At 67.0% G+C, this 14,733-nt stretch carries 13 protein-coding genes; 1 reads left to right on the top strand and 12 read right to left on the bottom strand.

Annotation, left to right across the window (positions count from 1 at the left end; genetic code table 11):
* Window positions 1-2: 2 nt before the first annotated feature.
* Together D3D02_RS08125 and D3D02_RS08120 are read right to left on the bottom strand one after the other, a co-directional pair.
* Window positions 3-1,727, bottom strand: a complete 1,725-nt coding sequence (locus tag D3D02_RS08125) for an ABC transporter substrate-binding protein (RefSeq protein ID WP_121569468.1) — start codon at window positions 1,725-1,727, stop codon at window positions 3-5.
* A 51-nt stretch (window positions 1,728-1,778) separates the two neighbouring features.
* Window positions 1,779-4,508, bottom strand: coding sequence for an ABC transporter ATP-binding protein (locus D3D02_RS08120; RefSeq protein ID WP_121569467.1), 2,730 nt, complete (start codon window positions 4,506-4,508; stop codon window positions 1,779-1,781).
* An 80-nt stretch (window positions 4,509-4,588) separates the two neighbouring features.
* On the opposite strand from D3D02_RS08120, the gene D3D02_RS08115 reads away from it, so the two are divergent.
* Window positions 4,589-5,071, top strand: coding sequence for a hypothetical protein (locus tag D3D02_RS08115; RefSeq protein ID WP_121569466.1), 483 nt, complete (start codon window positions 4,589-4,591; stop codon window positions 5,069-5,071).
* A 126-nt stretch (window positions 5,072-5,197) separates the two neighbouring features.
* On the opposite strand, the gene D3D02_RS08110 is transcribed toward D3D02_RS08115, so the two are convergent.
* From D3D02_RS08110 to ilvB, 10 genes are read right to left on the bottom strand one after another with little or no spacing between them, the layout of a single operon-like run.
* On the bottom strand, window positions 5,198-5,680 hold the full coding sequence (locus D3D02_RS08110; RefSeq protein WP_121569465.1) for a PTS fructose transporter subunit IIB: 483 nt from the start codon (window positions 5,678-5,680) through the stop codon (window positions 5,198-5,200).
* On the bottom strand, window positions 5,677-7,377 hold the full coding sequence (ptsP, locus tag D3D02_RS08105) for a phosphoenolpyruvate--protein phosphotransferase (RefSeq protein WP_121569464.1): 1,701 nt from the start codon (window positions 7,375-7,377) through the stop codon (window positions 5,677-5,679). Before ptsP ends, D3D02_RS08110 begins: the two co-directional genes overlap by 4 nt.
* 4 nt (window positions 7,378-7,381) lie before the next feature.
* Window positions 7,382-7,651, bottom strand: coding sequence for an HPr family phosphocarrier protein (locus D3D02_RS08100; protein ID WP_121569463.1), 270 nt, complete (start codon window positions 7,649-7,651; stop codon window positions 7,382-7,384).
* Complete coding sequence (locus tag D3D02_RS08095; protein ID WP_394337720.1) at window positions 7,651-8,127, bottom strand: PTS sugar transporter subunit IIA; 477 nt, start codon at window positions 8,125-8,127, stop codon at window positions 7,651-7,653. The genes D3D02_RS08100 and D3D02_RS08095 overlap by 1 nt, the downstream gene beginning before the upstream one ends.
* A gap of 47 nt (window positions 8,128-8,174) precedes the next feature.
* The gene (gene leuB / locus D3D02_RS08090) at window positions 8,175-9,155 is read right to left on the bottom strand and encodes a 3-isopropylmalate dehydrogenase (RefSeq protein WP_121569461.1); all 981 of its coding nucleotides are present in this window, start codon (window positions 9,153-9,155) and stop codon (window positions 8,175-8,177) included.
* On the bottom strand, window positions 9,148-9,756 hold the full coding sequence (gene leuD / locus D3D02_RS08085; RefSeq protein WP_121569460.1) for a 3-isopropylmalate dehydratase small subunit: 609 nt from the start codon (window positions 9,754-9,756) through the stop codon (window positions 9,148-9,150). Before leuD ends, leuB begins: the two co-directional genes overlap by 8 nt.
* Entirely contained in the window at window positions 9,753-11,174 is a 1,422-nt protein-coding gene (gene leuC, locus D3D02_RS08080) for a 3-isopropylmalate dehydratase large subunit (RefSeq protein WP_121569459.1), read from the bottom strand. The genes leuD and leuC overlap by 4 nt, the downstream gene beginning before the upstream one ends.
* A gap of 52 nt (window positions 11,175-11,226) precedes the next feature.
* On the bottom strand, window positions 11,227-12,267 hold the full coding sequence (gene ilvC, locus D3D02_RS08075) for a ketol-acid reductoisomerase (RefSeq protein WP_121569458.1): 1,041 nt from the start codon (window positions 12,265-12,267) through the stop codon (window positions 11,227-11,229).
* Window positions 12,264-12,929, bottom strand: a complete 666-nt coding sequence (gene ilvN, locus D3D02_RS08070) for an acetolactate synthase small subunit (protein ID WP_121569457.1) — start codon at window positions 12,927-12,929, stop codon at window positions 12,264-12,266. The genes ilvC and ilvN overlap by 4 nt, the downstream gene beginning before the upstream one ends.
* Window positions 12,926-14,674 carry a biosynthetic-type acetolactate synthase large subunit gene (gene ilvB, locus D3D02_RS08065; protein WP_121569456.1) on the bottom strand — a complete coding sequence of 583 codons (1,749 nt, stop codon included), beginning with the start codon at window positions 14,672-14,674 and terminating at the stop codon, window positions 12,926-12,928. The genes ilvN and ilvB overlap by 4 nt, the downstream gene beginning before the upstream one ends.
* Window positions 14,675-14,733 lie beyond the last annotated feature (59 nt).

The following is a 14,733-nucleotide window of genomic DNA, read 5'->3' as shown; positions in this document are numbered from 1 at the left end:
CGTTATTCGACCTCGACAACTTCGAGGAATGGGCCGCCGATCGCAGCGACGGTGTAGTTGCTCACGGCGTTAGCGACGCCGCGGACCTCGTCGGCGTAGTCGATGAACACCCAGGGGGCTTCGTCGTGTGCGAGTTGTGCGGCCTCGCTGTACAACTGTGCTCGCTCGTCCTGATTCGTGGTCCGCTGGGCCTGCTCGACGAGGTCCATATACTCGGTGTTCGCCCACGCGGCGTTGTTCGAGGTGTTGTAGCCCTCGGTGTCCCAGGCGACCCAGTCCTGTCCGTCGGGCACCTCGACTTGCGGGTGCAAGAGGACGTAACAGAAGTTGTCCGGGTCGGCGTTGTCGGTGTACCAGCCCGCGAGCGTCGCGTCGTGGCGCCCCTGACTGGTGTAGGTGAGGTAATCCGAGAACTGCCGGTCGTCGATCGACATCTCGATACCGATCTCCGCGAGGTTCGTTCTGATCGTCTGTGCGGTCGGGAGCGGTGCGGGGTTGTAGCCACGGGGGTTCTGGAAGGTCGTCAGCGTAAAGGAGAACCCGTCGCCGTAGCCGGCCTCGTCGAGGAGGCTCTGGGCCTGTTCGGGGTCGTGTTCGTAGGGGCTGATGTCGTCGTTGTGGCCGAACAGTGCGGGTGGGATCGGCTGGTCGGCCTGCGTGGCGATCCCCGAGTAGATGTTCTCGACGATCGCCTGCGTGTCGATCGCGTAGCTGATCGCCCGGCGGACGCGCCGGTCGCGGAACGCCTCGACACGCGAGAGGTTGAACGCCATATACCCGATGTTGATCCCGGTCGCCGTCCGGTTCTCGGCGGTGTCGGACCCCTCGATGATCTGCATACTGTCGGGGTCGAGACCGTCGATGATGTCGAGTTCCTGTTCGACGAGCGCCTGCGCCCGCGTGGAGTTCTGCCCGCGGGTCAGGAACAGTACCTCGTCGACGTTCGGACCGTCGCCCCAGTAGTCGTCGAAGGCAGTGAGGCGGATGCGGTTGTTGGCGTCGTCGAGCGTCTCCAACTGGAACGGTCCGGTGCCGACCATCTCTTCGCCGAGGTTGGTGTCGCCTTCGATCGCCTCCTGGGAGATGACGACGGCCGCGAACATCGCGAGGTTGCGGAGGAACGGCGCGTACGTCTGGGTCAGGGTGATCGAGAGTTCGTAATCGCCCGCTGCTTCGACGCTCTCGATCCAGTTCCCCAGCGTGAACGGACCGTACACCGAGGCGTCCTCGAAGTAGTACTCGTAGTCCTCGTCGACGAACCGGCGGTACGTGGCGATGAAGTCGTCGGCGGTGAAGTCCGATCCGTCGTGGAACGTCACTCCCTCACGCAGCGTGAGCGTCACCGATTCGCCGTCCATCGACCAGTCGGTTGCGAGCCCCTCGGTGAGAGACGCCTCGCCGACCTGGAAACTGATCAGCCCATCGTAGGCCTGATTCGTCACCTTCGCGACCTCGCCGCTCGTGGTGTTTTGCGGATCCAGGGTACTCGAGTGGGCACCGCGGCCATACCGGAGCCTGGTCGTTTCCTCACCCTCGCCATCGCCGGTGTCACCCTCTGTTTCAGTGTCGCCGTCGCCGGTGTCGCCACCGGCGTCCGTTTCGGTCTCGGTGTCGTCGTTCCCGCCGCCGCACCCGGCGAGCGTGGTGATCGACGCCGTTGCGACCGTCGCGCCGCCGGCCCGCTTCAGGAACTCCCGTCTCGAGGAGTCCTCGGTGTTTGAGGCCATACCTCAGGGAATATGTTGCTAGATAAATAATACTGGCGGAAAAACAGAAAATTACTCCGGTTCTTCGTCGTGCAAGTGACAGGCAGCCGGGTGGTCGCTCTCCCCGAGTTTCGGGTGTTTTCGTTCACAAATACTCTCGAAGGTGTCCCGGAGCGTCGCTTCGGCCTGCTCCCAGCGGTCGTTCTCGAGGTGCTCGAAGGACTCAGTGACCGCCGCTTCGGCCTCACCCGAGAGCGGACCGTCGAAGAAGTACTCGAACAGGGCCGCGTGTTCACCACCGTCTGCGACGGCGGTCGGGGTCGTTTCGGCCTCGATGCGGACCTCCGACTCGATGGCGTCGAGGTCGACGTCGCCGGCTTCGAGCCGCTGCCGGTAGAACATCACCTCGCGGTACCGCTCCTGCTCGATATCTAAGTCGTCCGGCGGGATGATCGACGGACAGCGGGTCCGGAACCGACAGTTCGAGGGCGGGTTGATCGGCGAGGGGACGTCCCCCTTGAGGATCGTGCGATCGCCGGTGTCTGCGAGCGGGTCCGGTTCCGGAATCGCCGACAACAGCGCCCTTGTGTAGGGATGCTTCGGCGTCTCGAACAGGTCGTCCGTCTCGGCCACCTCGACGATCTCGCCGAGGTACATCACGGCCACTCGGTCGGAGATGTGCCTGACGACGCTCAGGTCGTGGGCGATGAACAGGTACGTGAGCCCGAACTCCTCTTGGAGGTCTTCGAGGAGGTTGATGATCTGCGCCTGGACCGAGACGTCCAGGGCCGACACCGGCTCGTCGGCGACGATGAAGTCGGGATCGACGGCGAGCGCCCGCGCGATCCCGACCCGCTGGCGCTGGCCGCCGGAGAGTTCGTGCGGGTACCGTCCGTACTGTCCGCGTTCGAGTCCGACCGCCTCCATCAACTCGAACACCCGCTCGCGGCGGCGACCCTCGGCGAGGCCATGGATCTTCAGCGGTTCCATAATCGTCTGGCCCGCCGTCATCCGCGGATCCAGACTCGACATCGGATCCTGGAACACCATCTGCATATCCTTCCGGCGCTTCCGAAGTTCGGACTTCGAGAGCGTCCCGAGGTCGTCGCCCGCGAACACGACGGTGCCGTCCGTCGGCGGGTCCAGGTAGAGGATCGCCCGCCCCGCGGTGGACTTTCCGCAGCCGGATTCGCCGACGAGTCCGAGGGTCTCCCGCTCGCGGACGTTCAGGTCGACGCCGTCGACTGCCTTGACGCTCGGGCCGCCGCTCCCCAACACGCGATCGAGGGGACTGTCCTCCTGTTCGTAGTACTTGCGCATACCCGTCACCTCGACGAGCGTCTCGCCGATGTCCGGCCCAGTCCCGGCCTCGACGCCCTCCGTTCCGTACGCCGCCTTGTCGAACGCCTCGTGGACACACTTCGATCGGTGATCGACGTCGGTCGGCCCGTGCTGGAGATAGGGGATTTCGCCTTCGAGACACTGGTCTTCGGCCCACGGGCATCGAGGCGCGAAATGGCAGCCCTCGGGCATATCGATCAGGTCGGGGACGTTCCCCTCGATCGGGGTCAGCCGCTCTTTTTCCTCGGTCGGGACGGACTCCAGCAGGGTGTAGGTGTAGGGATGGCTCGGATTGTGGAAGATTTCCTCGACGGGGCCCTCCTCGACGATCTCGCCGGCGTACATCACGGCGACGCGGTCGCAGGTCTCGGCCACGACGCCGAGGTCGTGGGTGATCATCAGGACGGACATCCCGAAGTCCGTCTGGAGGTCGTCGATGAGGTCGAGGATCTGCGCCTGGATCGTCACGTCGAGGGCGGTCGTGGGTTCGTCGGCGATGAGGAGGTTCGGCCGGCAGGCGAGCGCGATCGCGACGAGCACCCGCTGGCGCATCCCGCCGGAGAACTCGTGTGGATAGTCGTTCAGTCGCTGTTTCGCCTCCGGGATTCCGACCGCCTGGAGCATTCTGAGGACCTCCTCCATCACCTCGTTGTCGCCGTCACGCCCCCCGACCTTCGGGAGGATCTCGCGGATGCCGTTGAGCCAGGAGTCCCGCTTTTGGCCGCCGTATCGGTGGAGTCGTAGCGACTCGGCGATCTGCTCGCCGACGGGAATCGCCGGGTTCAGCGAGGTCATCGGGTCCTGGAAGATCATCCCCATCTCGCCGCCGCGGATGCGCCGGACGGCTGCCTCGGGGGCGGCCGTCACGTCGACGACGCCATCTGAGATTTCGACGTCGTTCGGGTTCGCGCCGTCGCGGATTCGGGCCCGGGCGTCGTCGTCGACGTAGACGAACCCGTCGGCGGCGTCGTCGACCGCCGCGCCGAGTTCGTCACCGACGGCTTCGGCGGCAGTCCGGTCGTCGAGCCGATCGGCGGCCGTTCGGAGGTCGGACGCGAGGTCGGCCGGGTCCGATTCGCCGTCGAGGTCGTCGGCTATCGCCCGGAGTTCTGCCGACGTGTCGCGGACGTGCGTGCCGGCGCGGAGGTCGCTACTGATGGCCGCGACCGCATCGATCAGTTCGGAGGGATACGGGACGAACGCGTTGCCGAACTCCGCGAGGAGCCTGGTGGCCAGGGCCGTATCGCGGAGGGTAATGCGACCGCCGACGATCTCGCCCGGGTCGTCGACGAGGTCCATCGCGGACAGGGCGGTGACGCTCTTGCCGGACCCTGACTCGCCGACGAGGCCGACGGTCTCGCCGGCCTCGATCGTGAGGTCGATCCCGTCGACGGCTTTGACCGCACCCCGTTCTGTTCTGAACTGGGTCCGGAGGTTCGAGAGCGAGAGGAGGTTTGTCACTTTATCCCATAGTGCACTTCCAGGAGAAATATCTTGGGGAGCGGGGAACGATTTATGTCGCTACCGGAACGCGTGCCCGTATGACCGAACCGCCCGCAGACGACGCCCCTCCGAACGTACACGCACAGGAAGGCTGGCCGGCAGTGATCGAGGATATGGAGGCGACCGCGGCCGAATACCGGGACCGCGGGTGGACGACGCTCGAACTCCACCCCGGTGACTCGGTCCTCGTCGACTCCGAGCGCCGGACGGGCATCGACGTTCTCCTCCCTGGCCCCGAGTTCGAGGAACTCGAACGCCTCGTCGAACGCAGATCGTTCCGTGACGTCGAGGTGTTCCGCGCTGCGGGCGACGGACTGATGTATCTGCTCGTCGCCGAGCGAGACCCCGAAACCGAGACTGCCGTCTTCGTCCCCGCTTACTACGATCCGGGAGCTACCGACACCGTCGAGTCGATCCGGGAGACGGGGGCGATGCGGCTCTTCTGCCGTCGGCTGAACGACGACACCGTGACGTTCGTCCACGACGACCCCGAACCGTTCCTCCCGGAACCCGTCGGCTGATCGAATAGCGAACGAACGGGGCGTAAACGAGACGTTGTCACAGGTGGGTCGTGACCTCGGGACAGCGGCATCCGTACCGGCGCACAGTCGACGCGGCGGTATCCGTACCGGCGAACAGCGACCGGATCAGGAGAACAGCCTCTTGATCCGCGCCAAGAGACCTTGCCCGGGGTCGTCACTGCGGCGACACGAATCGCCCTCGGTGGCGTCGCTCGCTGTACCTGCCGTCGCTCCGTTCGCGCCGGCACCCGCGTCCGACTCGCCCCCGCTGCCCCCACCGACTTCGATGGTTCTGGTCTCGTCCGCCTCCGCGAGGTCGACCGCGTGCTCGAAGAGGCCCTCGGGATCGTTGACGCCGTCTTTCACCGATGCCCCCACGAGCGGTTTGCCCTCGAAGCGGTCGCGACTGACTGCCGTGTCGGCGGCGATGATGACTGCGTCCGCGTCGTCGATCGCTGCGGCTGTGAGCTCGTTCTGGGTGCCAACCGCGCCCTGGATCTCGACTTTGATCTCGTGGCCGAGCCGCTCGCCCGTCCGTTCGAGGCTCTCGGCCGCCATCTGACAGTGGGCGATCCCGGTCGGACAGGACGTGACTGCGACGACGTTCATCGTGTGGTCTCCGTTAGCAGACAGTCGACTTCACGTTTCGTGCTGGCCGCAAGCGCGCGCGCTGCGAGTTCGCGCGCCTCAGAGACTGTCGTCTCGCTCACGGCTCGCTTGACTTGTGGCACTGCGACCGCGCTCATACTCAGTTCGTCGAGCCCGAGGCCGACGAGCAGTTCCGTCACGTCGGGGTCGCCGGCCATCTCGCCGCACATCCCGACCCAGACGTCGGTCCCCTGGGCCGCCGCGACTGTCGTCTGGATCGCACGGAGCACCGCGGGCTGGCGGTAATCGCCCAGCGCTGCCACCCGGTCGTTGCCGCGCTCTGCGGCCATCACGTACTGCACGAGGTCGTTCGTGCCGATGCTGAAGAAGTCCACGTGCTCGACGAGTGCGTCGGCGAGAAACGCCGTCGCGGGCGTCTCGATCATCACGCCGAACTCCGGGAGTGCGTAGGCGACGCCCTCGGATTCGAGGTCGGCCGCGACCGACTCCATCGTCTCGCGCGCCTCGCGAACTTCGTCGACAGTGGCGACGAGCGGGAGCATCACCGACAGCTGTCCGCCCGCCTCCGCGCCCGCCGCACGCAGGAGTGCGCGCAGTTGCGTCTCGAAGAGATCTGCGTCGGGACCGAGCGACCGCCGGATACCGCGCTCGCCGAGGAACGGGTTCTCCTCGTCGGGCAGTTCCAGGTACGCGACGGGCTTGTCGCCGCCGACGTCGAGCGTCCGCACGACGACGCGTCCGTCGGGGAACGTCTCCAGCGCCGCACGGTACGTCTCGTATTGCTCGTCTTCGCCCGGCGGCGACTCCCGGTCGAGAAAGAGGAACTCCGTTCGGAACAGCCCGATCCCGTCGGCGCCGCGCTCGGCCGCCGAGGCCAGGTCTGCCTCCGTGCCGACGTTCGCGGCGACCTCGATGGGCGCTCCGTCCGCCGTCTCGACAGTACCGCCGCGGACCTCGACGGCTTCCTCGCCCGCGGTCGTCCGGCGAGTCTCCTCGTCGGGGTCGATCAGGAGGGTGCCGTCACGGCCGTCGACGACGACGTCGACCCCGTCCGCGACGGCCCGTAGCGCTGTGCCGACGCCGACGATCGCCGGCAGGGCGAGCGAGCGCGCGAATATCGCGGCGTGGGACGTCCGCCCGCCGGTGACGGTGGCGAAGCCGGCGACGCGATCGGGATCGAGCTGTGCGGTGTCGCTCGGCGTCAAGCGCTCAGCGAGGACGACGCTGCCTTCCGGCAGTGACCCGAGGTCGGCGCGTTCGCCGCCGCCGAGCGCGCGCACGAGTCGACCCCTGACGTCGCGGAGGTCGTCTGCGCGCTCGGCCACTCGCCCCTCCATCCCCTCGAACTGCTCGATGAACTGCTCGAAGGTACGATCGACCGCGTGCTCGGCCGGGAGTCCGTCGTCGATCGCGGCTTCGACGCCCTCGGTGATCTGCGGATCGTCGAGGAACTGGACGTGGGCGTCGAACACCTCGGCTTCCGCCTCGCCCAGGCGCGCTGCGGTGCGCTCGCGTTCGGCGCGGATCTCCTCGCGTGCCGCGTCGCGCGCCGTCTCGAACCGCTCGCGCTCGACGTCAGCGTCGATCGTCTCCGGGTCCGGCGGCGGCCCGAGTCCGGCGTCGGGCGCGTACCAGACGGCGGTGCCGACGCCCGACAGCGGCGTCGCGCCGACGCCGGAGAGTCGACGCTCGGTCATCGACTCAGCCTTCGCCTTCCGGCGTCGAGAGGATGCGTTCGAGTTCGTCGAGCGCGGCCTCGGCCTCTCGGCCCTCCGCGACCAGTCGCACGTCCTCGCCCGCGGTGACGCCGAGTCCCGTGATTGCGAGCATACTCGCCGCGTTCACCAGGTCGCCGTCGACGTGTCCCACCTGGATCTCGATATCGTACTCGCTCGCCGCCTCGACGAAGTTCGAGGCGGGCCGCGCGTGGAGGCCGTCTTCGGGCACGACGGTGACGACGCGCTCGGACATCAGTCCATCGCCTCCCGAACGGTGTTCTGGACGGTCTCTGCGTCGTCGGCCCCGAACAGCGTCTCTCGAACGTCTTCGTGCATCAGTGCTCGCGAAAGGGAACTCAAGATCTGTAAGTGTTCCTCGGCTCCCACCTCGGGCACGAGGATCAGAAACAGCAAGCGCACGGGCTCGTCGTCCACCGCGTCGAAGTCGAGGCCCGCGCGGGAGCGGGCGAACGCGACCGACGGCTCCGCGACGGCTGCCGTCTTGGCGTGTGGGATCCCGATTCCCATTCCGACGCCGGTCGTGGCCACTTTCTCGCGCTCGCACAACGCATCGAACGCGGCCCCGCGGTCGGAGACGCGGTCGTTGGCCGCGACGAGATCCAGAAGGAACTCGATCGCGGCCTGTTTGTTCGCCGGCGGGTCCGAGAGCGCGATGTGCGCCCGCGGAAACAGCCGGTCGATGTCGTCTTCGAGCATACCTGAGCAGATGGGTGTCCGCGACGCCAACGAGAAAACGAAACGACGCGACAGCGCCGTTATTCGAGTCGGTCGATGATCGCGTTCGTGACGTCTTCGGTCCCGGCGTCGCCGCCGAGGTCGGCCGTCCGCGGACCGTCTTCGAGCACGGATTCGACCGCGTTCCGGACGTTCGCGGCTTCGTCGTCGTAGCCGAGGTGTTCGAGCATCATCGCCGCCGAGAGGATCGCCGCCGACGGGTTGGCGACGCCCTCGCCCGCGATGTCCGGGGCGGTCCCGTGGACCGGTTCGAACAGCGCGTTGTCGGGGCCGACGTTCGCCGACGGCAGCAGACCGAGGCCGCCGACGAGACCGGCCGCGAGGTCCGAGAGGACGTCGCCCGCGAGGTTCGGACAGACGACCACGTCGAACTGCGTCGGGTCCAGACAGACGCGCGTCGCGAACGCGTCCATCAGCACTTCTTCGGTCTCGACGCCCTCGGACTCGGCGACGTCGACGACGGCGTCGCGGAACCGGCCGTCGGTCTCGCGCATCACGTTCGCCTTGTGGACGACCTGGAAACCGTCCTCCTCGCGCTCGTCGACGTACTCGCAGGCGAACTCGGCCAGTCGCTCGGACGCGGAGGTCGTGACCACGCGCGTCAGCGTCGAGAGATCCTCCGAGAGTTCGTCCTCGTGGCCCGCGTAGACGCCTTCGGTGTTCTCACGCAGGAAGACCAGATCGGTCTCCGGGCGCACCGCGTCGACGCCGGGGTACGCTCGCGCCGGGCGGATGTTGACGAACGAGCCGACGGCCTCCCGAAGCGGGAGGATGACGTCGGCGGCCGTCTCGCCGGCCGCGCCGAACAGCGTCGCGTCGGCCTCGGCGACGGTGTCGTAGGTCTCTTGGGGGAGCGCCTCGCCGGTGGCTTCTTTGACGGCATCGCCGGCCTCGGCCTCGACGAAGTCGAAATCGCCGACGGCTTCGAGCACGGAGACGGCCGCGGGGACGACCTCTCCGCCGATGCCGTCGCCCTCGATGACGACGATCTCCTCAGACATCGACGTAGGGGAGTTCGGCGGCTTTCTCGGCGACTGCGTCGGCGTTGGACTTCATCAGCGCCGTCGTGTCCCAGACGCCCTCGGTGAGCGCCCGTCGCTGGGCGTCGTCGACCGTCGCTTCGATCGTCGTGTCCCCGTAGGTGACGGTCTCGGCTTCGACGTCGACGTCGATCTCGCCGTCGGGGTTCTCGTCGATCCACTCTTGCAGGGCGACGATCTCCTCGTGATCGGCCGTGACCGTCGGGATACCCAACGCGAGGCAGTTGCCGGCGAAGATCTCGGCGAATGACTCGCCGACGATGGCGTCGATCCCCCAGCGCATCAGCGCCTGCGGCGCGTGCTCGCGAGAGGAGCCACAGCCGAAGTTGGCGTTGACGGCGAGCACCGAGGCGTCCTGGAACTGCGGTTCGTTGAACGGGTGGTCCTTCGGGTTGTCGTCCTCGTCGAACCGGAGGTCGAAGAACGCGAACTCGCCGAGGCCGTCGAACGTGACGACCTTCATAAAGCGAGCCGGGATGATCTGGTCGGTGTCGATATCGTTCCCGCGGATGGGAACGCCCGTCCCCGTCACGGAGTCGATTTCTGGGATCTCGTCGGTCATGCCAGCGTCACCTCCTTCAGTTTGCGCACGTCAGTTACCTCGCCTTTGATCGCCGCCGCGGCGACCATCCGCGGGTTCATCAGGACGGTGCGGCCGTCTTTCGAGCCCTGCCGTCCGATGAAGTTCCGGTTCGAGGAGGAGGCGGACGCCTCGTCGCCCTCCAGTTGATCCTCGTTCATCCCGAGGCACATCGAACAGCCCGCGTTGCGCCACTCGAAGCCGGCGTCCTCGAAAATCTCGTCGAGGCCTTCGGCTTCGGCGGCGGCTTTCACGCGCTGGCTCCCGGGGACGACCATCGCGCGGACGTCCTCGTGGACCTGTCGGCCTTCGACGACGTTCGCGGCCCGACGGAGGTCGGGCAGGCGTGCGTTCGTACACGAGCCGAGGAAGGCGACATCGATCTGATAGCCCTCCATCGTCTCACCGGGGGTGACGCGCATATGCTCCTGGGCGCGCCGCGCGGTGTCCTGTTTGTCTTCCGGCAGCGACTCGGGCTCGGGGATCGGCTCGGAGATGCCGACGCCCTGCCCGGGCGTGGTACCCCACGTGACGACGGGTTCCAGTTCGGAGCCGTCGATCGTGACGACGTCGTCGTATTCGGCGTCGTCGTCGGAGCGGATCGACTCCCAGTAGGGCTTGAGCTCGTCGAACTTCTCGGGGTTCTCCTGGAAGTAGTCGGTGTTTTCGAGCCACTCGTAGGTGGTCTCGTCGGGGTTGACGTAGCCCGCGCGGGCGCCGCCCTCGATGGACATATTACAGATGCTCATCCGACCTTCCATATCGAGGTTCTCGATGGCTTCGCCGGCGTACTCGTAGACGTAGCCGACGCCGCCCTCGGTACCGAGACGACGGATCACTTCGAGGATCACGTCTTTCGCCTCGACGCCCGGGCCGAGTTCGCCCGTGACCTCGATCTTCCGGACGTCTTTCTTCTCCATCGCGACGGTCTGGGTCGCGAGCACGTCGCGGATCTGGCTCGTCCCGATTCCGAACGCCAACGCGCCGAACGCGCCGTGCGTCGAGGTGTGAGAGTCGCCGCAGACGATCGTCTTACCGGGCTGGGTGAGTCCCTGCTCGGGCCCGATGACGTGGACGATCCCCTGATCGCCCGAGTTCGGGTCCGAGAACTGGATGCCCGACTCGCGGACGTTCTGTTCGAGTTCGGACATCATCTCCTCGGCGGCGTCGTCGCGGTACGGCCGCGACTGATCCGACGTCGGAACGATGTGATCGACCGTCGCGTGCGTCAGTTCGGGGTAGGCGACTTCCAGGTCGCGCTCCTGCAGCATCCCGAACGCCTGCGGACTCGTCACCTCGTGGATGAGGTGGAGGCCGACGAACAGTTGCGTCTGTCCGGTCGGCAGTTTGGAGACCGTGTGTTCCTCCCAGACTTTGTCGTACAGCGTTCCCTCACTCATCTACATCACCGCGGGTTGCCGTGTATACCTGTGTCACTGTCATCTCCGTCGTTCAGTCGTCAGCGGCCGCTTCGGCGGCTTCGGCTTCGTCGCCCTCGTCGGCCCACGAGAACAGGTCGCGCAGCGGTGCGCCGACCGCTTCGACCTCGTGGGTCTCCTCGGCGTGCTTCAGCTGGGTGTAGGACGGTCGGCCGGCCTGGTTCTCCGCGATCCACTCGCGGGCGAACGTGCCGTCCTGGACCTCTTCGAGGACCTCCTCCATCTGCTCGCGCGCGTGCTCGTCGATGATGCGGTCGCCGCGCGTCAGGCCGCCGTACTCGGCGGTGTCGGAGACAGAGTCCCACATATTGGAGAGGCCGCCTTCGTACATCAGATCGACGATGAGCTTCAGTTCGTTCAGACACTCGAAGTACGCCATCTCCGGGGAGTAGCCGGCGTCGACGAGTGTCTCGAAGCCCTCGCGGACGAGCGCGGTCATCCCACCGCAGAGGACGGCCTGCTCGCCGAAGAGGTCGGTCTCGGTCTCCTCGCGGAACGTCGTCTCGATGACGCCGGCGCGAGTACAGCCGATCGCGTGCGCGTACGCGAACGCTTCGTCCTTCGCTTCGCCCGTCTCGTCCTGGTAGACGGCGACGAGACCGGGCGTGCCCTGACCGGCCTCGTAGTTCCGGCGGACGAGGTGGCCCGGCGACTTCGGCGCGACCATCGTCACGTCGACGTCTTCGGGCGGGCGGATCTGGTTGTAGTGGATGTTGAACCCGTGTGCGAACTGGAGCGTGTCGCCCGCGTCGAGTCCGTCTTTGATCTCCTCGAAGACCGCCGGCTGGACGGTGTCGGGGACGAGCACGGAGACGATGTCCGCCTCGGCGGCTGCGTCGGCCGGCGTCTCGACGCGCAGGCCGTCCGCTTCGGCGGCGGCACGCGAGGAGGAGTCCTCGCGCAGGCCGACAATCACGTCGACGCCGCTGTCTGCGAGGTTCTGCGAGTGCGCGTGCCCCTGGCTGCCGTATCCGAGTACTGCTACGGTCTTGTCGTCGATATACGAGCGGTCCGCGTCGTCGTCGTAGTATACTGTCGTGTTCAGGTCTGTCATTGTGCGTTTGTGGGTTGTGTGGGTTCGTCTGCTGTGCCCGGCTTCTCGCCCGGCACGGTCGCCTGATCGCCGCGCGCCAGCGCCGTGTAGCCCGTTCGGGCGATCTCGATGATACCGAACTGGCGGAACGCGTCGATCGCGTCGTCGATCTTCTGTTCGTCGCCGGTGAGTTGGACCGTGATGGTCCGCGGTCCGGCGTCGAGCGTCTGCCCGTCGTACATCTCCGTGACGGCGTGGACCTTGTCGGGGTCGTCGCCCTCGACTTTCAGGAGGACGAGCTCGGTCCGCACGGCGTCGGCGTCGAGTTCACCGACGGAGATGACGGGCTTGAGTTTGGCGAGTTGCTTCTCGATCTGGTCGATTCCCGGATCGGGCTCTTCGACGACCATCGTGATCCGCGAGTGGTTCTCGACGGTGGTCGGCCCGACGGTGAGGCTCTCGATGTTGAACTGCCGGCGGGAGAACAGCCCGGAGACGCGAGAGAGCACGCCCGGGTCGTCCTCGACGAGCGCCGAAATGACCGCACGCCGCGGTTCGTGTTCGGCTTCCGCCTCGGGGTCGATACGGATCCCCTGGGAGTTACGTCGCCCTTCGGGGTGCGGGCGCTCTTCGGGTGCCGGTCCTTGCAGTCCGTGCTTGGGCAGGTCGTCGTCAGAACTCATAGCTGATCATCCGTCAGAGCGAATTGTCCGTTCGCGCCGCCAGAGGGAACCATCGGGTAGACGTTCTCCGCCGGGTCGATGTGGAAGTCGATGACGGACGGACCGTCGTATGCGAGGGCCTCCTCGACGGTGTCTGCGACTTCGTCGTAATCGTCGACGCGGAAACCGCGCGCGCCGAACGCTTCTGCGAGTTTGTCGAACTCGGGACACCAGTTGTACTCGGCGGCCATCCGACGCCCCTCGAAGAAGGCGTCCTGCCACTGGCGGACCATCCCGATGTACTCGTTGTTGAGCACCGCGACGGTGATGTCAAGTTCCTCGCGGACCGCGACCGAAAGCTCCTGAATCGTCATCAGGAACGATCCGTCGCCGTCGACGCAGACGACTTCCTGGTCGTCGTCGGCCGCGATCCGTGCGCCGATCGCTGCTGGCAGTCCGTAGCCCATCGTCCCGAGCCCGTGGCTCGACACCCAGGTGCGCGGCTCGCGGTACGTCCAGTACTGGGCGGCCCACATCTGGTGCTGACCGACGCCGGTCGTGACGATGGCCTCGTCGGAGGTGGCCTCGTCGAGGACCTCGACGACGAACTGCGGCTTCAGCGGTTCGTCGTCGGGCGTCGCGTAGTCCATCGGGTACTCGTCCTTCCACGTCTGGACCTGCTCGCGCCACTCCTCGGCCTCGGGGGCCGTGTCGATGGCGTCGTCCAGTTGGTCGATGACGATCCCCGCGTCGCCGACGAGCGGGTAGTCCGCGTAGACGTTCTTCGAGATCTCCGCGGGGTCGATGTCGACGTGGATGACCTCCGCCTCCGGCGCGAACGTGTCGATGCCGCCGGTCAGGCGGTCGTCGAAGCGCGTCCCGACCGCGATGAGGAGATCGGTGTGGGTGATCGCCATATTGGCGTAGCCCGTGCCGTGCATCCCCGCCCACGAGAGACAGAGGTCGTCGTCCTCGGGGAACGAGCCGATGCCGGGCATCGTCGTGACGACCGGGATCTCGTACTCGTGTGCGAACGCGCGGGCCTCGTCGGTCGCGTCGGCCTTGATGACGCCGCCACCGAAGAGCAGCAGCGGCCGCTCGGCCGCCTCGATCGCGTCGGCCGCGGTCTGGACGTCGTCCTCGTCGGCGACGTACTGCGGGCGCGTCGTCTCCGGCGGCGCCGCCGGACCGGGTTCTGCGTCGGTCTCGCCGAGGGTGACGTCCTTCGGGAGGTCGACGAGCGTCGGCCCCGGACGGCCCTCGTCGGCGAGCGCGAGCGCTTCACCGACGGTGTCGCCGACGGTGTCGGCGTCGCTCGCGAAGTAGTTGTGCTTCGTGATCGGCGCGGTGACGCCGGTGGTGTCGGTCTCCTGGAACGCGTCGGAGCCGACCATATCCGAGGGAACCTGGCCGGTGAGCGCCAGCAGTCCGTCGGAGTCCATATTCGCGTCGGCGATGCCGGTGACGAGATTCGTCGCCCCCGGCCCCGACGTCGCCAGGCAGACGCCCGGCTCGTTCCGGACGACGCTGAACGCGTCGGCGGCGTGGGCCGCGCCCTGCTCGTGCGCCATCGTGACGTGGCGGATGTCCGAGTGGTACAGCGCGTCGTAGACGGGCATAATCGCCCCGCCCTGGACGCCGAACGCCGCCTCGACGCCCTCGTTCTCTAGGGCGCGAATGACGGACTCGGATCCGGTCGTCACGGGCGACTGCGTCGTCTCGGGTTCGTCTGCTTCCTCGGCGTCCGGCGGTGCCTGCTTACTCATCGTGCATCACCGCCGTCTGCGGGCGGGTCCGCGGGTGTCGTTCGTGGTCGATACGTCGA

Origin of the sequence: Halobellus sp. Atlit-38R (assembly GCF_003665925.1) — an archaeon.
In the GTDB taxonomy this organism is placed as follows: Archaea; Halobacteriota; Halobacteria; order Halobacteriales; family Haloferacaceae; genus Haloquadratum; species Haloquadratum inordinatus.
Note: the sequence above shows the minus strand (reverse complement) of the source record. Positions and strands in the feature narration are given on the sequence as shown.